This is a genomic window from bacterium (assembly GCA_008933615.1).
GTDB lineage: Bacteria > CLD3 > CLD3 > SB21 > SB21 > SB21.
This window is the reverse complement of the sequence record WBUR01000008.1, coordinates 22037-46463: the sequence shown is the minus strand read 5'-3', so window position 1 is coordinate 46463 and position 24427 is coordinate 22037. Positions and strand designations below refer to the sequence as shown.

Genomic DNA, 24427 nt, shown 5'->3' with positions numbered 1-24427 from the left:
TTGATTAAGTGCTGTTCTCTGGTCTATATTCACACGCTTTTAAAAAAAGGACGTTATGAGTTTTGAATCATCGGATCTGATCACGATAGCTTTGCTGGTTCTGCTGGAAGGATTGTTAAGCGCCGATAATGCCATTGTTCTTGCTGTACAAGTGATGCCCCTGCCGGAAGACCAGCAAAAAAAAGCGTTAAAGTATGGAATTGTCGGAGCATTTGTCTTCAGAACGATCGCCGTTCTTTTGGCCGTTTATCTGATCAATATGCCGGCAGTCAAGATAGCGGGAGGAATTTATTTATGTTACCTGGCCGTTGATCATTTTGTTCGAAAGAAAAAGGAACCCGAAAAGAAAATACCGGCTCCCAAAATGTTTCTGGGTTTGTCGGCTTTTTGGAGTACAGTTGTCGCGGTAGAATTGACGGACATTGTGTTTTCAGTTGATTCGATACTGGCAGCAGTTGCGTTGTCAAATAAACAGTGGGTAGTTATTACGGGAGGCATCATTGGCATTATTACCATGCGGATGGTTGCCGGAGCTTTTTTGAACGTTATCAAACGATTTCCTAAATTGGTTGACGGCGCCTATATTATCGTATTTTTCATCGGGAGTAAATTATTTGCTGAGTATTTTAATTTTCATTTATCCAAATGGATCACGTTTTCCGTGATCGGCATTCTTTTCTTAATAAGTATTCTGGCTTCAATGTATGAAAAACGCAAAATCGAGAAAGCAGGGAGTTAAATATGTTAAAGCGCATTAGTGCAAGTGTACGGTCGCTTGTCATTGCCGGTATTTTTTTTATTATCGGTTGTCAAAAAAGCAACGATCATGTTTTAGCTACGATCGATGGGAAAGAAGCAATTACAGTAAACGACTTCAATATTTTTCTTGAAAAGAAATTCGGACAAAACGCTTCAAAGCTGGCTTTTTCTGAAAAGAGAGAATATTTGGATTTGATTATTAATGACAGGCTCAAATTGGCGTATGGGATAGAGAAAGGATTTGATAAAGATACATCATGGAACGAAGAAAAAGATATAAAGAACATACTGTATCGAAATGCCTACGAAAAATATATATTTGGAAACTTTGTTACTGAAGACTATGTCAAAGCTTACATGGATTATTTTGGCGTAACCATTCGCGTTCAAAATATAGTGATCCGATTTAAAGATCGTAAAGGATCGCTTGCCAAACTAACCATCGAACAAGCAAAACGAAAAGCAGATTCTATTTATATTTTGATCAATAAGAATAATTTTGAAGAGCTTGCCGAAAAAAATTCTGATTACTATTTGAATCCATACTCCAAAAAGGTCAATATTGCACACGAGAAAATGCAAATCGGCCAGATTCCGGTATTGTATGAAAGAGAAGTAATCAAAATGCGGCCCAATTCAGTTTCAAAGCCAATTGAAATTCAAGGGGCATATGTCATTTGTCGCGTGATCGCTTTTGATGATTCATTAAAAAAACCGATTGATATCGCCCAAGCGAAAGAATTGATAAAATCACGATTGCAGGGAGATGATTATGCTACGCTTATTCGCTTCCAAAACGCGTTCCTGGATTCACTATATAAATCTGCAGGCGTAAAGATAGTTGACGAGAATATTCAGATACTTTTGGACGTACTACTGGATACCGCCAAAGCGCAGTCAGGAGCATTTGGGTTGACTGAAGAATATCTCGAAAGGCCGATTGCTATCTTAGGGACACAAAGTGTGTCGTTTCGAGATTTCATACGCAACTATTCTCCTGATCAAATTCCATCACCGAATTATCAAATAATACAACGATTAGTCAAAGATTACTGCAAATCTTTTTTGCTTGCGGATTTAAGCGTACAGGACGGATTTATGGAGTCAGAAGCTTTTCGGGCTGAATTAACGGAATCTAAGAAAAAGCGGGTGATCAAGCGTGTTTCCGATGAATTGGCATTTATTATTAGTAGTCCATCGGATTCGGAGATCTATGCTTACTATTCAAGGAACCGGTTAAAATATCAGACGGAGGGTGTGATTGGATGGTCAGAAATTTATTCTCCAACATTAGAACTGATAAATGCAGCAGAACGAGTCATTCAATCCGGGGTCGATCTTGCGAAAATTCCGGAGATAATTAACGCAAAAAACAATGATAACAGTGTAAAATTTATTCCGAATAATTCATCAAAGTATACAGAAAAAAACGAACTCGTCCATGTTGCATTACGGATGGGAAAAAATGACGTGAGTAAAATAGTTTCCAGAAAATCCGGTGGCTTTTCCATTATCAAAATTGAAAGCAAAATCGAGCCCGAGTTGCTAAATTACGAAACGGTAAAGAATATCATGAAAAACGACTATAGGAATAATGAAATAAAAAAGAGCGAAAAAGAATTACTAAGAAATCTAAAAAAGCGTTGGAAAGTCGTTATATATGAAAATAATCTGTAAGGATTTTGATTAAGTCATGAAATTTCAAATTACGTCATATTTGTTACTCATTTTCGGCAGCGCGTTTGTTATCATTGCGTGCAACGTGCCTGAAAATAAATTTATTGTAAAAATCGGTACCGCCGAATTGACTGAAACAGTGGTCGACAGTGCGCTCAGGGCGGACATGCGTTTGCAGGATGAAGCCCGGCAAGATTATGTTCAAAACTGGATCAACTCTGAGTCTCTTTATCAGAAAGCAATTCGTGAAGGTTACGATAAGGATCCTTCGTATCAACGCCAGGTTGAAAACGTGCGGCGTGAATTGCTTATCCAATCGTTTATCGAAAGCGAAATTGAAAAAAGCGTGACGATCACGCCGAAAGAATCAGAGGATTATTACGCTCAAAATAGAAACTCATTTATCTATTCGGAAGACCACGTCAAAGTTCAGTATTTTCTAACTTTGGATAAATTAAGGTCAAGGAAAATGGCATCTGAATTTCTTGCGATGTCTCGCCTTAGGAAAAAAGATTTTATGGAGCTCGTTTCACAGGCGGCGGCTGACAGCGATATCGTCGGCGCTACGGATTTTCAGACTCGTAATAAATTTGAAGATAGGGTAGCTAAACAGGTTTTCCTAAAGAATGCAACCGATGAGATCATCGGGCCTATCTTAACAAGACACGGCTATTATTCGTTCTGGTATGTGGTCGAAATTCGACCAAAAGGAACCTATAAACCTTTTAGTGAAGTATCATTAGAGATTGAATCCCGACTGAAAGTGATTAAACGAAAACAGAAAACTAAGGAATTGATTGATAAGACCCGCCAAGAAATGAATATTGATTATCGCCGCGGCGAATCGCCCAGTCAAAAATAATCCAGGCTCCCGCTAGATCCTCATAAAATATTGAAATTTTACAAAGACGCTTTGATTTGTGGTAGTCAAGCCGTCGTAGTTTTCATAGGGCTTATTCTCGCCGCCCATATTGGCGCCTAAGAAAAATACGGTAAACGGATTGATCTTATAGCTTAAAAGCGGATTGATGCTGAAATATTTGGAGCGTACGATCTTTTGTTCGTCCGAATCGAATTCGGCGATTCTTACCAATTCGCCGATCAGGCGTAGGAAAAGCTGTTTAGTGAATTGATACGAAATGGCGTTACGGTATATTTTCTGCGACAAAATTAAGTCGCCTCCATAATGTGTCCATAGGTTAAACTGACGATAGTTAAACTCATCGGACAGCCGGCTCGTTGGCTTAAATGTCAACCACGTTTGAAAACCAAAACCTTTTGCTTTAGCGAGCGGATTTCGAGGGTCGTTTTCCTCGCCTCCCCGGTTAATATAATTTCCCGTTTCAGTCCAGAAACCGCCGTTGATTATTTTTAAAGCCTGGCTTCCGCTTTCAAAATTTACGCGGTGAATATTGTTGAATTGCCGCCCACGGTAATTTTCATTATTTAATGCAGCAACGCTCATCCAAACGTAAGTTTGTTTTTTAAATTGGATGAATAATTGGGGGTTTATCCACCAGTCTTTCAATTGGCCGTCGTAATTGTATTTACGATTAAACTGAACGCGGGGTTCTATTCTGACCAACAAGGGATGCGATTCATTGACATAAAATGTATAACGGTTCACCGCGCCAAATTCCCGAATGTTGTTACTTCGAACAAACCCGTTCTCTGAGCGAAATCCGGGTGAGAGGTCGTTATACCATGCAAAAAAACCCCAATAACGCGCAGTACGGTCTAAAGTCACACGCGTGAACCAACCATTAAAATTTTCTCCGTCAAAATCGCTGTTGTATGATTTACCCTGAGTTTCAAAAGTGACGTCGCTTATGTCGTCTTCTGACAATACGGAATCGGTCGGTTCGTCAGTGCGGCTCAAACCTGCCAGTGCGGATAAAGTATATTTTGAATTCAACCGGATCTTTGTATCTAAAGCTCCTACGGTATTCGAGCCCCCTGAAATGCGTCGGTTCGTGCCGATAAACCCAACATAAGTTCCCTTTGCCAACTCGTATTTCGTGCGGAGAATATTTGTTGTAGAGTTCTGATTGGTGGATAGTGTTATGCTCTTTTCTTCAAATGGCATGATATACGGTGTATCTTCATCATAACTTGCAATATATCCAAAACTCAACTTTCCCGCTTTGCCCGAAAGCTTGCCCGCAATCAACGGATTATTAATCGTGCGCGTGTAAAACAAATTAATATCCCGGTCGACGTCAAAAATATCCCGGCCTTCTAAAAAGAAAGGTCGTTTTTCATTGAAAAATAATGCGAACGTGTTGTTGACACTTATTTGTCCTTCGTCCGCTTCGATTTGGCTGAAATCAGGATTGTAGGCCATGTCCAGAGTTATGTTCGATGACAGCCCGTATTTCAAATTAAAACCCAGATTGTTGTCAAACTTAGATTTACCCCATTTCCCGTTGATTCCGGCAGGATCTTTATCTTCAAGAGAACGTGCAGTGGAGCCGACGATATATGGGAGCAATTCGAAGGTCTTACCCGGCGTTTCCGACAAGGCCATTTTCAGGTGCCCGGCCTGTGAGTACTGATTGCTCACATCCCGAGAAGTAGGCATCCATGAATAAAGATATCGCTGTTCACGCGGATAAACTCGCCAGAAGTGGATCAACCAATCCTGTTCGGGTTTATTTGGAAAACGAAGACTTTGGAAAGGAATCTTGATTTCGACTGTCCACCTATCGTCATATATTTTTGCCGCCGATTCCCAAACGGCGTCGAAACTGTCATCTTCATTGCCGCTGACGTCTACCGTCAAATCGGCCTGAATGCCCAAAGGGTTAACAAAGAATTCAAACCCGTTAACCTGTGCGCCGAATGGATCCACATTAATCCCGACGAAATCATCCCGGTACACTCGGTCCCGATCGCTAAGCGATGCGCGCAATTTTTTCATTTCCGGATCATAACAAATAAAGGCTACATAAAAATTTTTGTCGTCGTGAGTTACGTATCCATCGGTTACAACCTTGGGTTTCATACCTTCATTCGGCCAATTTTCAACAAAATTCTCAAAGCGTTCCGCAGTCATCCATCCTTCCTCGATCTCGCCGTCAATCACAAAGCTCACCGATGTTGGCTTTAGATCAAGCGTCAAGATTGGATTCGGCTTAAAATCGCCGGAGCCGGATAAGCTATTCTTGGAGCTTTCTGCAATCGCAGTATTTTGCACCTTGGCAAAAGCGTCCATGTGCATTGGCGTCAAAAAAAATGCTAAGGCCATTATTGAGATAAGTAGAGGACTATTTGTAAATCTCAACCTGTGCGCAGATGGAATTCGTTTGCTGCATTTATATTCCATGATCGATGACCTTTTTTGGAGAGACTTTTGTTGAATGAAACGCTTGAATTTTTACGTAAAGTGAGTAAAAAAAGTTGCACGGGATAGTTAGAATATTTCGTTGCCGGCGAAGTAATTCTTACAATGCAGTTTTCAATTTTTGAAGTAGTTCAAAAAGAATAAATCCGGTGACGCCCCATACGCTGTGTTCCTGATAATCATAGTAATGTACTTCAAAAGTTCTGTTCAAAAAGCGTCGGTAGCCAAGACGGTGATATTGCTCATTCAAAAGATGTGAGAGGGGGATTTCAATTAATGCCGCAGTTTCCAGTGGATTTAAATTGAATTCGTACGGGTAAGGAATGATACCGACGAACGGCGTAACATGAAAATTAGTTGGTGTCACCATATCATCCAATTCAGCTATGACGTCTACGTTCTCTTTTTTGATTCCAATTTCCTCTTCAGTTTCCCGAAGAGCTGCATACAGCAGATCTTTGTCGACCCGGTCCAAAGCGCCGCCTGGAAAAGAAATTTGTCCTTTATGATGGCGAACGGTCTGCGTACGTTTGGCAAAAAGAATAAACGTCTGTCCGTCCTTTTCAAAAAAGGGAATGAGTACGGAAGCCGGAATCTGCGAACCTAATTCAATCCTCCGTTTGTCATGTTTTTCATAGATCGAACGAATTAAGTTCCTGCATACCTCGAGGTTGTTGAGATCATGCATGTTAGTTCTTCTCCAAAATTTCCAGAATGCGCAGGATTTCCGCCACGCTCCACGCCTGAGAAATACATCCTTTTGGTAAATGCGGTTCAGCGCCATCGACAATCTCTGAAATGGTACCTATACCTCCGTCGGTCAGCTGTTGCTCAAACGGTCTTACGATTTTTTCACAATACAATTTTGAATCGGAAGAGTACCCATGCACTTTGAGATAGGCTTCAAGATAGGCGCCAATGAGCCATGGCCAGACGGTTCCTTGATGATAGGCTCCGTCCCGGTGATAAGGATCTCCAGAATAGGTGCCGATAAATCGATCGTTCAAGTCCGATAGACTGCGCAGTCCGCAACAGGTGAGCAGCTCTCTTTCTACCACCGACACCAGGTCTTTTTGTTTTACTTTATCTAGAATCTCAAAAGGCAGACTGACGGCGAATATCTGATTGGGGCGAACGTCCTCGTTTTTGAATTCGCCATTTATAAAATCATATAGACAGGATTTGTCGGCATTCCAAAATTGTTCGTTAAAACTCTTTTTTGTTTTTTCCGCAAGTGCAGCGAACGACTCAGAATCCCGCGGCTGATTCAACTGTTTAGCCAATTCTCGCATAACACACAGTACATTGTACCACAATGCATTTATCTCAACGGGTTTGCCTGTTCGGGGCGTGACCACCCAATCACCCACTTTTGCATCCATCCACGTAAGTTGAATTCCTTCCTCTCCCGCAAACAGGAGTCCGTCACTGTCCATCTTAATATGGTATCGCGTTCCACGAAGATGCCAATCGATAATGTCTTTCAATTTGACGTAAAGTTCGTTTCGGACAAATTCCAAATCCTTGGTATAGCTCACATAATTATATATGGCAATGAAGTACCATAATGTGCCGTCCACGTTATTGTATTCAGGCGACTCGTCCAGGTCAGGAAATCGATTTGGCAGCATGCCCTCAGAAATATAATTTGAAAAGGTTCGTAAAATACTTTTTGCAATATCGTATTTCCCGCAACTCAGAGTCAGTCCTGTTAATGAGATCATGGTATCACGGCCCCAGTCGCTGAACCAATGGTATCCTGCGATGACCGTATGTGCCTTATCTTGTTTTTGTACTATAAATGAATCGGCTGCCAATGCCAACGATTTTGCTAACTTGTCTTTCAACGGCATGGTCTTGATCAGTTCAACACGACGAAGGATTTCCTGGTCAAACAGATTGCCAATCGCTGAAGGCGGCGTCTCCAGCCGTTTTTCATCCGTTGTGACTACCATATCCAGCGATTCGTCGGCACAAAGTTGAGCATTCAACAAAACCGGACTAAAAACGTCTTCTGCAAAATCCAATCCGCGTTCTTGTTCTTTTCGGTATTCGGAATTCTTATACCAAAAAAATTTCGGATCAATTTGTCCCGTATTGTGAACCATATGTATTGCCGGCAGATCAAGATAGGGGTGAATTGAGAACCTGTTTTTGCCTTTTTGAATGTTGTGATTCAAAGCAGAGTTCTCATGCGACAAACTATGATAATCGCGAAAAGCGCACAGGGGGCGAACGGTCAAAGTTACCGGTTGTTCTGATTTGACTACGCGGTACCGAATGATCGTAGAATTTTCACCATGGAGCATGATCACGCTTTTTTCAATGATCGTATCGTTAAAACGATAAATAAAGCGGGGATATACATCGTATTCGAACCGCTCAATATTTTTGTGTCCTTCGGGATAAATAATAAAGGGGTATTGATTCGTTGAAAATTCATAGGTTTTCCCGTTGATCGAAATATTTTCTTCCAATTTGGAAAGAAGTACAAACCGGTGCGTTGGCGGTTTAAGCGAGGCCACCAAAAGCCCATGATACCTGCGAACGTTCGCGCCAATGATCGTGGAGGAGGCAAACCCGCCGATTCCGTTGGTCTCGAGCCACTCTTTCTGAGTGGCGAAGTAATAGTCCGAACACGTTTCGCGAGGAAATGTGATCAGAATGCCGTCTAAAATATTTTGGCTTCCCATATTATCGCTTTCAGTTACTTCTTAACAAAAATATTCATGTCTTCATATAAAGGGTCGTTGTCGCAGGCATCCGCCAGCTGTTTATCTAATCGGGTATATTGTACCCGCGTATAATTCCAGCTGAAAATTGAATCTATTGATGGAAATCCGTTTTTTTTCCAAACCCCGTCCTCAACAAATAACACCGTTCCGGCCGGCGCTGTTTTGATTCCGCCTGAATTAAATAATCGCAAAGAACCGGGAGTATTGGACGAACCGCTCAAAACATAATTAACATAAGGATGCGCCGCAACGATGTTCTCAGGCTTTCGGTCCATTCCGATATTGGGATCGTTGCGATTTTCCATAAACCAGTTGATCATCAATTCCAGTTTCACCTGGTCACAATGTTTTGGAAACGGCAATGTTCCGTAATCCATCATATATATAGCCCGTGATGGAATTAACAGAATAATGATAATCAGAATCCATTTGACCATTTTTGTATTTTGTATTTGATGCCGCATGCCTTCGATCCCGATCCATGCAATAATGGCAAGGAAAGGAGAAACCGTTATATAGTAGCGCGGTAAACTAAGAGAACCAAACAATCCTAAGACGCCAAGCAAAAAATGCAATATGAAAATACTTCCTACCGGAATGATCAATAATATAATGGATCGCTTTCGCAAATCATATGCCGTAGAATTCTTTTTTATAATAAAGAACAGGCCGGAGACAACCGGTATAATCATCCAGAAATTGGCCGCATTCAAAACGGCTAAAACCGCTTCTACGGGTGTCTTCCCGTACACGCTTTCAACGGCCCATGGCCAATGAGTGATAAACCAATTCCATCCTCCAAACACATACATACCGGCAACCCACCATGTAAAGGAAGGAAAAATGGCAACGGCGCTCGACGCAATCACCTTTGGAAGTTTTAGATCAAGATGGGATTGAGAGAGAATTAAGAACAACGGCCAAGCGGCTACCGCGAGCGAACCTTCCGGCCTTGTTAAACCGCTCAATCCGACAAGCAAGCCTGCAATTAACCAACGATTATGAGCAACCGCAACTGCGGCCCAGATCCAAAAACAGGCCAGCAATATTTCCGTCATGACAGAAAAGCTCTGCAACATGAAATAGGGCTGGGCAAAAAGCAGCAACCACAACCATGAACGGTAAGAACGGAAGTAACCTGGCGTGATATCCAAAAAATGATACGCCAGCCGGATCGTTCCAAGCGCCGTAAGTATGGAGGCGGCAATACTCAAGAAACGCGAAACGGTAATTCCCCACTGAACGCCAATTGCATAATAAGCGATGCAAAACGGTCTTCCCCAAATATCCAGGACATAGTGCCAATTCTGCAGCGCATCCATTGATTTCATGAAATGACTCATCTCATCCGGTTCGACAAAACCCTCGGACATGACAGCCATGGCTGTGTAAAAACCGATGCAAAGCATGGCAATCAGAATATCGACATTTGTTGGCGAACGGTTGTTTGACACGGGCGGCTCTTATGAATTGGCATAAATTGGAAAACACGACATCGAAGATCGGGTTTGGAACATAAATATGATTATGTTTTTACGCGTTGAATATGATCTTCCCGTTTTTTACAACGTGACGGATATGGTTCTGCGCGAAATTGTAAGGAATGAATTGATAATTTGGCGCGCGGAATAATGCGAAGTCGGCTTTCATGCCCGTTTTAATATTTCCAATATCGTTTCGTTCGAGTGCGCGGGCAGCATGCAGTGTCACTGCGCGCACGACTTCGGCGGGCGACATACGCATCTGCGTACAGGCGATCGACATGATCATCTGAAGGTTTTGCGTCATACAGGATCCGGGATTAAAGTCGGTTGCCAACGCGATCGGAATGCCCGCCTCGATCATCTTAAGTGCGGGAGGATACTGCATGCGAAGAAAGAACGAACATCCAGGCAATAACCCTGCGACGACATTGGATTTTGCCAATGCGTCGATACCGCGTTCAGATATAGTTTCGAGATGGTCCGCCGATACGGCGCCCATTTCCGCGCACAATTCCGCGCCGCCGCTATTCGTCAGTTGGTCCGCGTGAAGTTTCAATTTCAGGCCGTGATGTTTTGCCGTCTCGAAGACCCTACGTGTTTCGTCGATGCTAAACACATTGGCTTCGCAGAATGCGTCGCAGAATTCAGCTAATTTGTTTTCAGCGATATACGGGATCATTTTTTCACAAATAAGGCCGATATAATCCTGTCTGTTTTCGAAAAATTCCGGCGGGAGCGTGTGCGCACCGAGGAAAGTTGAGGCTATATCGATCGGAACTAGCGAACGAAGCGATCGAATGACTTCAAGTATTTTGATTTCATCGTCAAATGAAAGTCCGTATCCGCTTTTGATCTCGATAGTAGTAATGCCAAATGCGATCGCGTTGCGAAGTCGTTCCAGCCCAATCGCGGTAAGTTCGTCTCGCGTAGCTTTTCGTGTTGCACGCATGGTGTTCTTGATTCCGCCTCCACGCGTTGCAATTTCCTGATAGGTAGCGCCCTTGAGTTTTAATTCGAATTCATCTTCGCGCGAACCCGCAAATACCGTGTGAGTATGGGAATCGATCAATCCGGGCAATACGATGCAATCCGAAGCTTTGAGCGTTTCAACCGGTTCGAATTCTTCGGGTTTTGCTTCGGCGGGACCGAACCAAGTAATAACGCCGCTCGAACAAGCTAGGCTGCCATTCTCGATCGTTCGTAATTGATCGTTTTCAAAGAAGACGATTTGTTTTGCGTTTGTAATCAATAAATCGATTTTCATAGAAGCAATAAAGATGAAAAATCATTCATTTTATTTCGGAATCGGGCAGGCTAATTTTAGCAAAAATAGGGCAGGATTACAACGGTTTAATGCAGCGAAATATTTCGGGATTCTATAGGTTCACCGGGGAAAGCCCATTGTTTTTTATGGGCGCGTCTTTATCTCTCTTCAGTTTTTAATTTCTCTTTAAAGACTTTTCTGAATTTATCCAGTTTTGGCCGAATTACAACAGCGCAGTAAGGCTGATTTCCGTTATCATTGAAATAATTCTGATGATAATCTTCGGCTTTATAAAATTTTGAAAAAGGAACGATTTCGGTAACAATGGGATCATTAAATACGCCGGCGGTATCCAGTTCATGTTTTATTTTTTCTGCAAGAGTTTTTTGATCATCGTCATGGTAAAAAATGGCCGACCTATATTGCGTTCCTCTATCTGCGCCTTGCTGGTTAAGCGTTGTTGGGTCATGGCTTGAAAAAAAAGCCTGAAGCAGTTCGGCATAGGTGATTTGCTCAGAGTCAAATTCGATTTGACAAACTTCAGCATGGCCCGTCGTTCCGGAGCAGATGTCTTTGTACGTCGGGTTTTCAGTCTTACCGCCGCTATAACCCGACGTGACCGAAGTGACCCCTTTTAAGCGCTGAAATACAGCTTCAACACACCAGAAACAGCCCGCCCCGAAAGTCGCTGTATCAGGCTTTGTAGTTGTAGTCATAATAAATTCTCCAATAGTTTTAAGACCAAACGAAGCATGACATACTAAAGCGGAAATTGCATTTACGTACATCACTTTCGAATTACAGAATTGATTGATGAGGTTTCTAACGTAATAGTATAAAAAATAGTCCCCAAAAAATTATGAATTTGTTTTTGATAAACTATAGTTAGTTAATTGGAATTCATCCCGAACAGCATTAGATCGATCTGACGCCATGTTAATCTTTTATTATTAATGTCTTAACGTATATTTATTTAATAAACCGGTAACAATTGAATAATACTTAGATAATATTCCGTTGTTAATTTTAATTTCGTAAAAATGTGTATAACCCAATTCAAAAATTAAAGGAGAAGACATGAGAAATTTGAACTCAGCCCTTTTTCTGGTGCTTATGGCGACACTTGCAATTGTGTCGTCGTGCGGAGATAAGAAAAAGGAATTTAAGAAGAGCGACGACAGTGATGTTCAGAAAACAGAAACAACATCAGCCGTTTCGACCGCAGTAAAAGTTGACGACAGCATAGCAAAGTATGCGAAGACAAGCGGTGTTTCCGGTAATTTGAATTCTATCGGTTCCGATACGATGAATAATCTGATGACGTTTTGGTCGGAAGAGTTCAAAAAATTTTACCCCAGCGTGAACGTTCAAGTAGAAGGCAAAGGTTCAAGTACCGCGCCGCCGGCTTTGATCGAAGGAACGGCGCAATTGGGGCCGATGTCGCGTCCGATGAAGAAAGAGGAAGTCGACAAATTTGAAAAAAAATTCGGTTACAAGCCCACGGCAATCGCTACCGCGTTTGACGGACTGGCCGTGTATGTTCATAAAGATAATCCAATTACGGGCCTGACGCTCCAGCAGGTCGACGCTATCTTTTCTAAGACGCGCAAGGGCGGAATAAAAGATGAAATAGTGACTTGGGGTCAGTTGGGGTTAGAAGGCGAATGGAAAGACAAACCTATCAGTTTATATGGACGTAATTCGGCGTCGGGTACGTATGGATATTTTAAAGAGCACGCACTTTTCAAGGGCGATTTTAAAGATAACGTAAAAGAACAGCCGGGGTCAGCTTCCGTGGTTCAAGGCGTAGGTACGGATAAATATGGAATCGGATACAGCGGGATCGGTTACACAACGACGGATGTTCGCGCGATTCCCATTGCGGCTAAAGAAGGCGCAGAGTTTGTCGGCGAAAGTTATGAAAATGTAAAGTCGGGAAAATATCCCTTGAGCCGATTCCTGTATGTGTACGTCGCGAAAAACCCGACAAAAGACCTGGATCCGTTGGTTAAGGAATTTCTGAGATTTGTTTTAAGTTACGAAGGACAGTTGGTCGTTGCCAAGGACGGCTATATGCCTCTGACGCCGGATATTGTAACTGAACAATCAAAACTTGTAGAAGCAAAATAAATTTAGATTTCGCCGGAGCCTCTTTTACAATGAAAGAGGCTTTGAGCTTAAATGCGGTTACGGATGAAAAAAATCAAACTTAGAAATTTCTATGATGCGCTTGCAACGCGGGCCATTACCTCCGGAGGGATAACGCTCATTGTTATTATTTTGGGCATCATGGGTTTCATCCTGTATCAGACATTGCCTCTGTGGTATACGGCGGAAGTGCGGCTTTTACATAAAGTGGACTCAAACGCATTGACGGCAACGAAATCGAAGATTATCTATATCGGTGAAGAAGAACAAAAGGAGATATTGTATCTCATCACCGATGATGGTTTTATTCACTTTTTTTCACTCAAAGATCAGAAGCCCTTAAAAACTGTTTTACTACAGAATATAATCGGCCAAAGAATCACTTCAGCGGCGTCCTCATTTGCTTCGCATCGCATCGCCTTGGGAACAGACCGGGGCCGTGTTGAACAGATTGAAATTAAGTTCAACAGCGTGTTCGATTCCGACGGACGCTCGATCGTTCCGGAACTCATCGAAATGGAATCTCATCAATTGGATTCGTTACAACGCCCTATTGTAAAACTGATATACCAAAGAACGGAAAACCTTCCAACGTTTATCGGTATGGTCTCGATAGAGCGGCAGGAATTGATCATCGCAAATGTTCGGGAAACAGAAAATGCCGCGTATACCAAAAAAACTAAAACCGGGTATTCCGATCCGGCGCTTCAGCTATATTATTTGAAAAATTTCGCAGAAATCATTTCTTCGTTAGCCTATAATCCGATACAAGATCATTTGTTGATGGGTTTTCAGGATGGTCAGATTCAACGCTGGAACCTGGAGGATAATCCGTATCTCATTGAGAGTATCCGTGCAACGGACGGCGAAAAAGTTGCCGTAAGCGCGATGGAATATCTGATCGGCGATATTTCATTGATCGTAGGAGACGAAAAAGGACATGTCAACGGCTGGATGGAAGTTAAAAATGCAGATGGAACCGCGTCGTTGAAGAAAATAAGAACTTATCGTACTCATGAAAGAAATATTACTTCTATTACGGCCTCATGGAGAAATAAATCCTTTGCAGTAACAGACGCTTCCGGTATGGCACGCTTATATCATTCAACGAGTGAGCAGCTTCTCGTGGATATTCCTGTTAGTTCGGCTCCGTTGACCTATGCAACGTACTCACCAAAAGGGGACGGAGTCTTGTTTGTTACAGAAGACGGTTCAGTCTACGACTATAGCATAGACAATCCGCATCCGGAGACCACGCTGAAAACGTTGTTTGGCAAAGTTTGGTATGAAAGTTATCCGAAGCCGGCATACACCTGGCAGTCCACGGGCGGAACCGACGATTTTGAGCCGAAGCTGAGCCTGATCCCGCTGATATTCGGCACACTGAAAGCTACATTGTATGCGATGGTTTTTGCGATTCCGCTGGCAATTCTTGGCGCGATCTATACTTCGCAGTTTGCTCATCCGAAAATACGGAACATAATAAAACCCACGGTTGAAATCATGGCGGCATTGCCGAGCGTGGTGATCGGATTTATCGCCGGTTTGTGGCTAGCGCCTTTAATGAAAGACGTATTGGTCGAGTTCATCATTATGCTTTTGCTGTTGCCGGTTTTGATTGTTTTGTTTGTCTATTTTTTTGATAAACTGCCCCGAAAAATTACCAATCCGTTTAAGCACGGATACGAAGTTTTTCTAATGATTCCGATCGTAATTGTTTCCGTTGTCATTTGCTACTATATAGGAAGTGTGGTAACTGAATCGATATTCGGAGGAGATGTTCAGCATTGGCTTTATACCGTCTTAAATATAAAATACGACCAGCGTAATTCTATCGTGATCGGAGTGGCGATGGCATTTGCAGTCATGCCGATCATTTTTACTATTACGGAAGACTCTCTGGCCGGCGTGCCCGTTCATCTTACGTCGGCATCGCTTGCATTGGGTGCGAGTCGATGGCAGACCGCAATCAAAGTTATTTTACCCGCGGCAAGTCCTGGAATTTTTTCCGCAGTGATGATTGGTTTTGGCCGCGCCGTGGGTGAAACAATGATTGTATTGATGGCAACCGGAAATACGCCGATCATGGACTGGAGTATTTTTAACGGTATGAGAACGTTGTCTGCCAATATTGCGGTTGAAATTCCCGAAGCGCCGCACGCCGGAACTCTTTACCGAACGCTGTTCTTGTCTGGACTACTCTTGTTTATTATGACCTTTTTTGTAAATACCATCGCGGAGTTAGTCAGGCAAAGACTAAGAAAAAAATATGCGTCCCTTTAATCATGTATTAAGAGGCTGGAATGCGTAAACTTTTCAAAACTGGAGAAATCTATTTGTGGTTCACAGGCGCCGTGCTGGGCCTGATCATCCTGATGGTTGCCGGATTGTTATTCATCGTTTCGTTGAATGGCGTCGGTGTTTTTTGGCCTTCTAATCTGGTGGAGGTTAAGTATTCCGACGGACGTGTGCTGCTTGGCGAAATTAAAGAAGAAGAAGAGATTCCTCAATCGGCGTTACCGGAAAAATACCGGGATGAAACGCAAAAGCGTTTTCAAATGAAGATCGGCAATCGTGACGTGTACGGCAGCGATTTCCGGTGGGTATCCACGTATGAACTTAATGAACTTTACTACCCTGACGACGCCATCTGTATCGAACGCAGGGAGTTTGGAAATCTATACGGCAGGCTCGCAGGCATCAAGGATAATGGAGCATTCATTGCTCAGGGCAGCTCGGCTATCACAACTTTTGAAAATTTGCTGGATAAATCGAACGAAGTGTTTGATAGAAAGTACCAACTTGAAAAAAACGAGATAGGGAAGATAAACTACGATATCGAGCAACAACGATTAAGAATTAAGAAATTGAAATTTTACGGTCAGGACGATCCCGCAACCGTACTTTCAATTGAAAAGACCATTGCGGATTTGGAGAACAAATACAAGGTTCTCCAGGGAGAAGTGGACGAACTCAATGTAAAGACATCTTCGTTATCCGTTGTGGTAACTCTGGCGGGCGGATCGCAAAAGGAAATTGAATTATCCAAAGCAATCCGGTTTTATCAGCCGAACGGGATGAACGTATTTCAAAAAATGAAATATTATTTATTAAAAGTACATGAATTTTTATTTGATGATCCCCGTGAATCAAATACGGAAGGCGGAGTTTTTCCCGCGATTTTTGGAACGGTGATGATGGTGCTTCTCATGACGGTATTTGTAGTTCCCTTCGGTGTCATGGCTGCTCTGTATCTTCGTGAATATGCTAAGCAAGGACTTATGGTCAGGCTGACCCGCATTGCCGTGAATAATCTGGCCGGAGTGCCCTCGATCGTATTCGGTATTTTTGGGCTGGGTTTTTTTGTTTACGCTTGCGGAGGAACGATCGACGCGCTGTTTTATCCTGATCGTCTTCCAAATCCAACCTGGGGCACGGGCGGTATTTTGTGGGCATCTCTCACATTATCCCTCCTTACCGTACCGGTTGTCATAGTTGCAACGGAAGAAGCGCTGGCTGCGGTTCCAAGGGGAGCGCGCGACGCATCGCTCGCATTAGGCGCTACCAAGTGGCAGACAACGTGGCGGGTCGTATTGCCGGCATCGACGCCTGGAATATTAACGGGTGTGATACTTGCGATGGCGCGCGGCGCAGGTGAAGTTGCTCCGCTGATGATTACCGGCGTTGTCAAGCTTGCGCCGAATCTACCGCTCGATATGTCGTTTCCTTTCTTTCATCTGGACCGAAAATTTATGCATTTAGGATTTCATATTTATGACGTCGGCTTTCAGTCGCCCAACGTCGAAGCGGCAAAACCGATGGTTTTTATGACGGCGCTTTTATTGATTCTTATTGTATTGATGCTCAACCTGACCGCAATCATTATTCGCGCCCGCTTAAGGAAAAAATATAAAGGTTCGGCATTTTAAATTAGATTTGAAAATGATATATTCAGGAAAAACTATGATCGACAAGAAAACTGAAATAAAGGGCGAAGCAAATGCCGATACGCATTTGTCGAAGCTCGAAGCGGAAGCGCAAATCAATTATTCAGGCGGTGCCAATTTCGTTGCAACAAAGTCACGAACTAAGATCGTGACCAAGGACGTAAACATGTTCTACGGCGAGCAGCAAGCTTTAATAAATATTTCACTCGAAATTCTGCAGAATGAAGTAACTGCTTTAATTGGCCCCTCCGGTTGCGGCAAGTCAACCTATTTGCGGCTGTTCAATCGCATGAACGATCTCGTGGACGGCGTGACGATCAAAGGGCAGATATGGATTGACGGGAAGGACATTTACCACAAAGACACGGACGTGGTTGACCTGAGGAAAAAAGTCGGTATGATCTTCCAAAAATCAAACCCTTTTCCAAAATCGATTTATGAGAATGTGGCTTACGGACCGCGCGTGAATGGAGAAAACTCGACGCAGAAACTGGACGAGATCGTAGAACGCTGTCTGAAGAAAGCTGCGCTGTGGGATGAGGTCAAGGATCGCCTGAAGATTTCTGCGTACAGCCTTTCCGGCGGCCAGCAGCAGCGATTATGTATTGCCCGCGCATTAGCCGTAGATCCGGATGTGTTGCTTATGGACGAACCCTGTTCCGCGCTGGATCCTATCGCGACGCAGAAAATCGAAGACCTGATCAAAGAGCTAAAACACGATTACACCATTGTCATCGTAACGCATAATATGCAGCAGGCGGCTCGCGTGTCGGATAAAACGGCATTTATGTGGCTCGGAAAAATGATCGAATTCAACGAAACCAAAAAAATATTTACCTCTCCGGATCAAAAAATGACGGAAGATTATATCACCGGAAGGTTTGGATAAATTTATTGAGGCTTGCGTTTTAATAAAAGTAAGTAAAGACACCTAACTCATTACTATTAAAGAACGAAAGAGTATGAAAGCACAATTCACCGAACAGTTGGCTCATTTAGAAAAACTTATTATTGAAATGGGAAGCATGGTTGAGACTCAGGTATCCAGTACGATACAAGCTTTGATCGACCGGAATATCCCGCTGGCCATGGCGGTGATGCAGAACGACCACAAAGTAGATGAATTGGAAATGACTATCGATGAGGAAGTGTTGAGCATACTGGCTTTGCATCAACCGGTGGCGGTAGATCTTCGTGACGTTATAGGAATTTCCAAGATCAATGGGGATCTCGAACGTATCGGCGATCATGCGCAGAATATAGCCGAATCCGTCAAAGTCATTGTTGAAAATAATCAGCGTATCACCGTAGATTATATTCCGAAAATGTCGGATATTGCGCGCAGCATGCTCAAGGACGCCATTGATAGTTTTATTCATAAAGACGTCGAACTGGCCATGTCCGTGTGCAAACGCGACGACGATATTGATGATCTGAATAAATATTTGTTTGCTGATATCCTGGCAAGCATGATCAAAGATCCCAAGGTCATCCCTACGTCGATGGAGATCATACGCATCAGCAAAAATTTTGAGCGGATTGCAGATCTGTGCACGAATATTTGTGAAGACGTCGTATTCATTCGCGACGCGAAATCCATTAAACACTCCAAGGAACACCAAAAACTTTTATAGGACCGGCTCGATGGCTAAAAAAACAAAAACCCTATTGTGCGTGGATGATGAACATGATATTCTGGATATACTTTCTTACAATCTCAAGAAAGAAGGGTATACAGTTTATACGGCTGACAGCGGGGACAAAGGGATTCAACTGGCCGAAAAGATAAAGCCGGACCTGGTTATCCTCGATGTAATGATGCCCGGCAAAGATGGTTTGGAAGTATGCAAAGCCATCCGTAACAGTATGTTCATAAAGGACACGCATATTATATTTTTAACAGCTAAAGCGGATGAAGTCGACGAAATCGTCGGGTTGGAATTTGGCGCGGATGATTATGTGACAAAGCCGTTCAGTCCCCGCAAAATCGTAACCCGCGTTAAAGCGTTGTTCCGCCGTGTCGAACTGCGAAAGGAGTTGACGGACGATAAAAAAAGCGTTATCAAGATTTCCGGAATTGAAATCAACCGCATTAATTACACCGTTAGAGTCGATGGAATGGAAGTTAAATTCCTGCACAAAGAGTTTGAATTATTGTATTTTCTGATGCATCGGCCGAATATGGTATTTTCACGAAACAATCTTCTCCATCATGTTTGGGGCGAAGACGCTTTTTTTGTTGACCGAACGGTGGATGTACATGTAACGAAGATTCGAAAAAAAATGGGACGATACGGCAACATGATCGAAACGGTGCGCGGCGTCGGTTATAAATTCACATCGAACGGCAATTTCTAATATGAAAAAAATAAGTTCCCAGATCTCAGGCGCACTGATCGGCCTCTTCTTTGTCGGTTTCATCATATTATTGGTAGCTACAGATCAGTTACTCAAGAAAAATCTGCAAGATCAGATTGTTGAAGATCTTAAAATACAATGTGTGCTGATCGATAACCTGTTGCCGCAACATACTGATTCAATACAATTGGCTGTCTCCCGGCTTTCCAAAATGGTGGACGCCCGTATTACGATTATTGACCAATCCGGCGAAGTCTTAGGCGAATCGGATGAGCATCATAAGCTCACAGATTTGGATAATCATTTGAATCGGGACGAAGTGCAGGAGGCATTGAGGAATATCGATGGCTTTGGCTCCTCCATCCGTTACAGCCAGACCGTAAAAGAAGACCTTGTTTACACGGCTTATAAGGCGGATCGCCAGAGGTTTATACGATTGGCCAAGCAACAACTATTTGTCGACGCCGTGGTTTGGAAAGTTCGATGGCTTTTATTTACTTCTGCATTCGGAGCAATAGTCATTGTTCTGATCATGGTTCCGCGCGTCTCCAGATCGTTGACTAAGCCGCTGACGGATATCATTACTGCGGCGGAAGAAATTAAAGGCGGCAATTACGACAGAGAAATAATTGTTTCGGAAGACAATGAAGTCGGGGAACTCGGTAAGATATTAAACTCGATGTCGGCGAAACTTAAGGGCGATATTATCCAACTCAACAAACTCCAGGAAATCCGGAAAGATTTTGTTGCTAACGCCTCCCATGAACTGCGCACGCCGATCAGTTCTATCCGCGGATTTGTTGAAACGCTGCTGGACGGAGCCTACCATGATGAAGAGGTCAGCAGAAAATTTCTTGAACGTACGCTTTCCAATGTAATCCGGCTTGAAAATATCGTAAATGATATGCTGGATCTCTCCAAGCTGGAAGTACGGGACAAAGGATTGAGCCTGCGTTATTTTGATGTGGGCGAACATGTTCGGCCGATTTTGTCGGATTTTGAAGAACCTGCGAACAAAAAGGGATTAGAATTGAGATTTGAATCCTCATTGCCCGCAGAGTATAAATTGTTTGCGGATCCTTATCAATTTGAAAAAGCAATGACCAATCTGATAGAAAATGCCGTCAAGTACACCGAAAACGGGTACGTAAAAGTCTCGGTACAGAAAGTAGATAAAGAAGTGGTCGTTACGGTGGAAGACACCGGCCAAGGCATCAAACAGGAAGACCTTGCACGCATATTTGAACGCTTTTACCGAGTAGATAAAGGTCGTTCAAGACAACAAGGTGGCAGCGGTTTGGGCTTGTCTATCGTCAAGCATGTAATGGAAATTCATAACGGCCATGTCCGCGTCGATTCGCAATTGAACAAGGGCTCTAAATTCATACTCACCTTTCCCATCACTTAATCTATTTTATTTTCACGAACCCAGAATACTCAATTCGCAAAATTAGTAACTTATTGTTAAATTTATATTTTATTTTTATAACTTGAATATTTCCTGAATATTAAATATTATAACACGAATTTTTAAAAGCTTAACCGATAATACTTATGGGATTTGATCGATTTTTGCAGGCGTTGATGCCAACAGATAAAAAATTTTACAGTTTTTTTGAGGAATCGGCGCAACTGATTATAAAGGGATCTGATGAACTAAACAAACTCAGCGCAGCATCTCCCGCGGGCCGTGAGGGAGTTTATCGTCGAATTGAAGAGTTGGAACACGAATGCGATAACGTGACGCATAAAGTGTATGACGAACTCAACAAAACATTTGTTACGCCTTTTGACCGTGAAGATATTCATATGCTGGCTTCGGAACTGGACGACATTATGGACTTTATGGATGAAAGCTCTAAACGATGTTTATTGTACAAGATCAAAGAAATTCCGGCGCCCATGACGCAGTTGATAGATATTTTGCACAAGTCCGTCGGTGAAATTAGCCGCGGCATTTCACTTCTGAGGCATACCCATAAGTTTAAGGAACTGCGTCAAGCGTTATTAAAAGTGCATGAATATGAAAATGAAGCGGACACGGTGTACGAACAAACGCTGGCTAAAATGTTTGATGAGGAGAAAGATGCAATTCTCGTTATTAAATTAAAAGATATTTACGGAAGCCTTGAACGCGCGACGGATAAGTGCGAAGCAGTCGCCAATGTGCTGGAAACTATTCTTATTAAACACGCCTAAACCGGATACGACATGCTGACGCTCGTTATAACGATTATTATCATTGCACTGATCTTTGATTTTCTTAACGGATTTCATGATTCCGCCAATTCTATTGCCACCGTTGTCTCTACCCGCGTTCTCACGCCGCGGAAAGCGGTTATGTTCGCCGCTTTTTTTAATCTGGTTGCAGCATTCATGTTTGATGTTCACATTGCTAAAACAATCGGCAAAGGATTGGTAGATCTTCAGGCAGTTAATGAATACGTCATTATGTCCGGACTGTTAGGCGCGATTGTATGGAATTTGATCACATGGTATTACGGCCTTCCCTCGAGTTCTTCACATGCACTTATGGGCGGATATGCAGGTGCTGCTATCGCCAAAGCAGGGGTTGGTTCGATTCTCGTCAGCGGTTGGGTTCCGACAATAATTTTTATCGTCATGGCTCCGCTGATGGGTATGATCATGGGATTTTCACTCATGCTTGCGTTAGCTTGGATTTTTCATGACCGTTCATCGACCCGTGTTAACTCCACCTTTAGAAAGCTGCAACTTGTTTCAGCTGCAGCCTATTCACTGGGCCACGGAACTAACGATGCACAGAAGACTATGGGCGTTATCACGGGGCTGCTTGTGACGGCGGGTTTCTTGACTACTTTTGAAGTTCCATTTTGGGTTGTATTAATCTCTCACTTTGCCATAGCGTTGGGGACTATGTTCGGCGGTTGGCGTATCGTAAAAACGATGGGCCAGAAAATAACAAAACTCAAACCATCCGATGGTTTTTGTGCGGAAACCGCAGGCGCGATCACATTACTGGTTACTGCGTTTGGTGGAATTTCGGTCAGTACCACGCACACTATCACCGGGGCAATTATGGGCGTCGGCGCCACTAAACGATTGTCCGCAGTTCGCTGGGGTGTGGCAGGAAATATCGTGGTAGCATGGATACTAACCATCCCGGCATCGGCCTTGGTTGGAGCCGTATGTTATTGGTCTATTTCGGCTATGGTGGGACAGTAATCGGCAGGTTCTGGATTTTCTTACCTTTAATTCCTCTTTATTCCAATTTCATGTATTCTATGCTTACCAATCAACGTTACCTTTAACAGAAAAGCAAATTCAATGAGTTTGTCTCAATTGGAATTTCAAATCACTCACGTTTTGACTTCTTATGCTTCAATGCATCCAGCGGCTCCGGGATCCAGTGATGACGGCCGCCAGCGAGTTCATCATTAAAAGTCGTAGGAATGTTACCCATTGCCGTCCGATCATGCCAGGTTTCAGCTCGTAAGCCCTGATCCTTCCGAATCATCGTAATACAACCTTCCACCGGACAAACGAGAGAACAAAGATTACACCCGACGCAATTTTCTTCAATGATATGCGGGACACGTTGGCCATTGCCTTTTGGGAGTCCGATCGCTTGGTGTGCCCCGTCCTCACAGGCGATATAGCACAACTGGCATTGGATACATTTGTTCTTATTAATCTCTGCAATTATTTTGTAATTTAGATTTAAATTTTCCCATGTCATAACATTTGGCAGAGCCTTGCCGACCATCTCAGTAATGGTGTTGAATCCCTTGTCGGTCATATAACGTTCCAACCCCGGAATCATTTCGCGGATAATTCCAAAGCCATAATGCATTACGGCTGTACAGACTTGTACGTTTGTTGCTCCGAGTAAAATGAATTCGACCGCATCACGCCAATTTTCAATTCCTCCGATACCGGAAATCGGCAAACTAACTCCCGGTTCCTGAGCGCAGTTTTTTACCATGTTCAGCGCAATGGGTTTTACCGCCGGGCCGCAATAACCTCCGTTGGTGCTTTTGCCGTCTACCGAAGGGTATGTAACAAAATTATCCAGATCCACTCCAACTAAACTCTGAATGGTATTGATGAGCGAAATGGCATCTGCACCCCCCTGCCTGGCTGCAATAGCCGGCTCAGTTATATCGGTAATATTCGGCGTCAGCTTAACAATTACAGGTTTTTTGGCGACCTCTTTGACCCAGGAAACAATGGTCTTCAGCACGTTGGGTTCTTGTCCCACGGCGGAACCCATGCCGCGCTCGCACATGCCGTGCGGACAGCCGAAATTCAATTCAACTCCGTCGGCGCCCGCGTTTTCCACATCTTTCACAATTTGATGCCATTCTTCACGGCTCTGAACCATGAGTGATGCAATGACCGCATGATCGGGAAAATGTTTTTTTACTTCTTCTATTTCCCGCAAATTATCTATGAGCGGACGATCACTGATAAGTTCGATATTATTGAATCCCATCATGCGCGTGTCGCGGTAATTCAATGCCCCATAACGGCTGGAAACATTGACGATCGGAATACCTAAGGTTTTCCAAACGGCGCCGCCCCATCCTGCGTCAAACGCCTTCATGACTTGGTAGCCTGAATTCGTCGGCGGCGCAGAGGCCAGCCAAAAGGGATTGGGTGATTTTATGCCTGCAAAATTGACTGATAAATCCGGCATGAAGTTCTCCTTTAATTTTTAGAATTCTAACCGC

19 protein-coding genes are annotated in these 24427 nt (G+C 43.2%); 12 read left to right on the top strand and 7 right to left on the bottom strand.

Annotated elements, in window-relative coordinates; all coding sequences use genetic code 11:
* Positions 1–55 precede the first annotated feature (55 nt).
* The 3 genes from F9K33_04470 to F9K33_04460 are packed head-to-tail and all read left to right on the top strand — an operon-like array spanning position 56 to position 3298.
* Positions 56–739 (top strand): hypothetical protein, encoded by a 684-nt coding sequence (locus tag F9K33_04470; GenBank protein KAB2880617.1) that lies wholly within the window; start codon positions 56–58, stop codon positions 737–739.
* 2 nt (positions 740–741) lie between these two features.
* On the top strand, positions 742–2436 hold the full coding sequence (locus F9K33_04465) for a hypothetical protein (GenBank protein ID KAB2880616.1): 1695 nt from the start codon (positions 742–744) through the stop codon (positions 2434–2436).
* A gap of 16 nt (positions 2437–2452) precedes the next feature.
* Entirely contained in the window at positions 2453–3298 is an 846-nt protein-coding gene (locus tag F9K33_04460) for a hypothetical protein (protein ID KAB2880615.1), read from the top strand.
* A 12-nt stretch (positions 3299–3310) separates the two neighbouring features.
* Here the strand turns inward: F9K33_04460 and F9K33_04455 are convergent, their stop codons facing one another.
* The 6 genes from F9K33_04455 to msrA all read right to left on the bottom strand — a co-directional run bounded on the left by F9K33_04455 (position 3311) and on the right by msrA (position 11978).
* Complete coding sequence (locus F9K33_04455; protein ID KAB2880614.1) at positions 3311–5761, bottom strand: carbohydrate binding family 9 domain-containing protein; 2451 nt, start codon at positions 5759–5761, stop codon at positions 3311–3313.
* 118 nt (positions 5762–5879) lie between these two features.
* The gene (locus F9K33_04450) at positions 5880–6563 is read right to left on the bottom strand and encodes a CoA pyrophosphatase (GenBank protein ID KAB2880613.1); all 684 of its coding nucleotides are present in this window, start codon (positions 6561–6563) and stop codon (positions 5880–5882) included.
* Positions 6469–8472, bottom strand: coding sequence for a glycogen debranching protein (locus tag F9K33_04445; protein ID KAB2880612.1), 2004 nt, complete (start codon positions 8470–8472; stop codon positions 6469–6471). The genes F9K33_04450 and F9K33_04445 overlap by 95 nt, the downstream gene beginning before the upstream one ends.
* A gap of 14 nt (positions 8473–8486) precedes the next feature.
* Positions 8487–9968: a hypothetical protein gene (locus tag F9K33_04440; protein KAB2880611.1), complete on the bottom strand. Its 1482-nt coding sequence runs from the start codon at positions 9966–9968 to the stop codon at positions 8487–8489.
* 79 nt (positions 9969–10047) lie between these two features.
* The gene (locus F9K33_04435; GenBank protein ID KAB2880610.1) at positions 10048–11262 is read right to left on the bottom strand and encodes an imidazolonepropionase; all 1215 of its coding nucleotides are present in this window, start codon (positions 11260–11262) and stop codon (positions 10048–10050) included.
* A gap of 158 nt (positions 11263–11420) precedes the next feature.
* On the bottom strand, positions 11421–11978 hold the full coding sequence (gene msrA / locus F9K33_04430; GenBank protein KAB2880609.1) for a peptide-methionine (S)-S-oxide reductase MsrA: 558 nt from the start codon (positions 11976–11978) through the stop codon (positions 11421–11423).
* A gap of 397 nt (positions 11979–12375) precedes the next feature.
* Between msrA and F9K33_04425 the strand changes: the two genes are divergently transcribed.
* The 9 genes from F9K33_04425 (at position 12376) to F9K33_04385 (ending at position 22919) form a co-directional block, all read left to right on the top strand.
* Positions 12376–13392 (top strand): phosphate ABC transporter substrate-binding protein, encoded by a 1017-nt coding sequence (locus tag F9K33_04425; GenBank protein KAB2880661.1) that lies wholly within the window; start codon positions 12376–12378, stop codon positions 13390–13392.
* Between the two features lie 51 nt (positions 13393–13443).
* On the top strand, positions 13444–15693 hold the full coding sequence (locus tag F9K33_04420) for an ABC transporter permease subunit (protein KAB2880608.1): 2250 nt from the start codon (positions 13444–13446) through the stop codon (positions 15691–15693).
* A 20-nt stretch (positions 15694–15713) separates the two neighbouring features.
* Positions 15714–17339, top strand: coding sequence for a phosphate ABC transporter permease PstA (gene pstA, locus F9K33_04415; protein ID KAB2880607.1), 1626 nt, complete (start codon positions 15714–15716; stop codon positions 17337–17339).
* Positions 17340–17373: 34 nt separating this feature from the next.
* The gene (locus F9K33_04410; protein ID KAB2880606.1) at positions 17374–18246 is read left to right on the top strand and encodes a phosphate ABC transporter ATP-binding protein; all 873 of its coding nucleotides are present in this window, start codon (positions 17374–17376) and stop codon (positions 18244–18246) included.
* A 73-nt stretch (positions 18247–18319) separates the two neighbouring features.
* Entirely contained in the window at positions 18320–18991 is a 672-nt protein-coding gene (phoU, locus tag F9K33_04405) for a phosphate signaling complex protein PhoU (protein ID KAB2880605.1), read from the top strand.
* Positions 18992–19001: 10 nt separating this feature from the next.
* Positions 19002–19715, top strand: a complete 714-nt coding sequence (locus tag F9K33_04400) for a response regulator transcription factor (GenBank protein KAB2880604.1) — start codon at positions 19002–19004, stop codon at positions 19713–19715.
* 1 nt (position 19716) lies between these two features.
* Positions 19717–21123, top strand: coding sequence for a HAMP domain-containing protein (locus F9K33_04395; GenBank protein KAB2880603.1), 1407 nt, complete (start codon positions 19717–19719; stop codon positions 21121–21123).
* Positions 21124–21269: 146 nt separating this feature from the next.
* The gene (locus F9K33_04390) at positions 21270–21914 is read left to right on the top strand and encodes a DUF47 domain-containing protein (protein ID KAB2880602.1); all 645 of its coding nucleotides are present in this window, start codon (positions 21270–21272) and stop codon (positions 21912–21914) included.
* A 12-nt stretch (positions 21915–21926) separates the two neighbouring features.
* Positions 21927–22919 (top strand): inorganic phosphate transporter, encoded by a 993-nt coding sequence (locus tag F9K33_04385; GenBank protein ID KAB2880601.1) that lies wholly within the window; start codon positions 21927–21929, stop codon positions 22917–22919.
* A gap of 130 nt (positions 22920–23049) precedes the next feature.
* Here F9K33_04385 and preA read toward each other — a convergent pair whose 3' ends face one another.
* Complete coding sequence (gene preA, locus F9K33_04380; protein ID KAB2880600.1) at positions 23050–24393, bottom strand: NAD-dependent dihydropyrimidine dehydrogenase subunit PreA; 1344 nt, start codon at positions 24391–24393, stop codon at positions 23050–23052.
* Positions 24394–24427: the final 34 nt, after the last annotated feature.

What these genes read in the sequence shown, in the direction of transcription:
- F9K33_04470 (KAB2880617.1), top strand. Translation starts at nt 56, where the DNA reads ATGAGTTTTGAATCATCGGATCTGATCACGATAGCTTTGCTGGTTCTG.
- F9K33_04465 (KAB2880616.1), top strand. Translation starts at nt 742, where the DNA reads ATGTTAAAGCGCATTAGTGCAAGTGTACGGTCGCTTGTCATTGCCGGT.
- F9K33_04460 (KAB2880615.1), top strand. Translation starts at nt 2,453, where the DNA reads ATGAAATTTCAAATTACGTCATATTTGTTACTCATTTTCGGCAGCGCG.
- F9K33_04455 (KAB2880614.1), bottom strand. Translation starts at nt 5,761, where the DNA reads ATGGAATATAAATGCAGCAAACGAATTCCATCTGCGCACAGGTTGAGA.
- F9K33_04450 (KAB2880613.1), bottom strand. Translation starts at nt 6,563, where the DNA reads ATGGCGCTGAACCGCATTTACCAAAAGGATGTATTTCTCAGGCGTGGA.
- F9K33_04445 (KAB2880612.1), bottom strand. Translation starts at nt 8,472, where the DNA reads ATGGGAAGCCAAAATATTTTAGACGGCATTCTGATCACATTTCCTCGC.
- F9K33_04435 (KAB2880610.1), bottom strand. Translation starts at nt 11,262, where the DNA reads ATGAAAATCGATTTATTGATTACAAACGCAAAACAAATCGTCTTCTTT.
- msrA (KAB2880609.1), bottom strand. Translation starts at nt 11,978, where the DNA reads ATGACTACAACTACAAAGCCTGATACAGCGACTTTCGGGGCGGGCTGT.
- F9K33_04425 (KAB2880661.1), top strand. Translation starts at nt 12,376, where the DNA reads ATGGCGACACTTGCAATTGTGTCGTCGTGCGGAGATAAGAAAAAGGAA.
- F9K33_04420 (KAB2880608.1), top strand. Translation starts at nt 13,444, where the DNA reads ATGCGGTTACGGATGAAAAAAATCAAACTTAGAAATTTCTATGATGCG.
- pstA (KAB2880607.1), top strand. Translation starts at nt 15,714, where the DNA reads ATGCGTAAACTTTTCAAAACTGGAGAAATCTATTTGTGGTTCACAGGC.
- F9K33_04410 (KAB2880606.1), top strand. Translation starts at nt 17,374, where the DNA reads ATGATCGACAAGAAAACTGAAATAAAGGGCGAAGCAAATGCCGATACG.
- phoU (KAB2880605.1), top strand. Translation starts at nt 18,320, where the DNA reads ATGAAAGCACAATTCACCGAACAGTTGGCTCATTTAGAAAAACTTATT.
- F9K33_04400 (KAB2880604.1), top strand. Translation starts at nt 19,002, where the DNA reads ATGGCTAAAAAAACAAAAACCCTATTGTGCGTGGATGATGAACATGAT.
- F9K33_04395 (KAB2880603.1), top strand. Translation starts at nt 19,717, where the DNA reads ATGAAAAAAATAAGTTCCCAGATCTCAGGCGCACTGATCGGCCTCTTC.
- F9K33_04390 (KAB2880602.1), top strand. Translation starts at nt 21,270, where the DNA reads ATGGGATTTGATCGATTTTTGCAGGCGTTGATGCCAACAGATAAAAAA.
- F9K33_04385 (KAB2880601.1), top strand. Translation starts at nt 21,927, where the DNA reads ATGCTGACGCTCGTTATAACGATTATTATCATTGCACTGATCTTTGAT.
- preA (KAB2880600.1), bottom strand. Translation starts at nt 24,393, where the DNA reads ATGCCGGATTTATCAGTCAATTTTGCAGGCATAAAATCACCCAATCCC.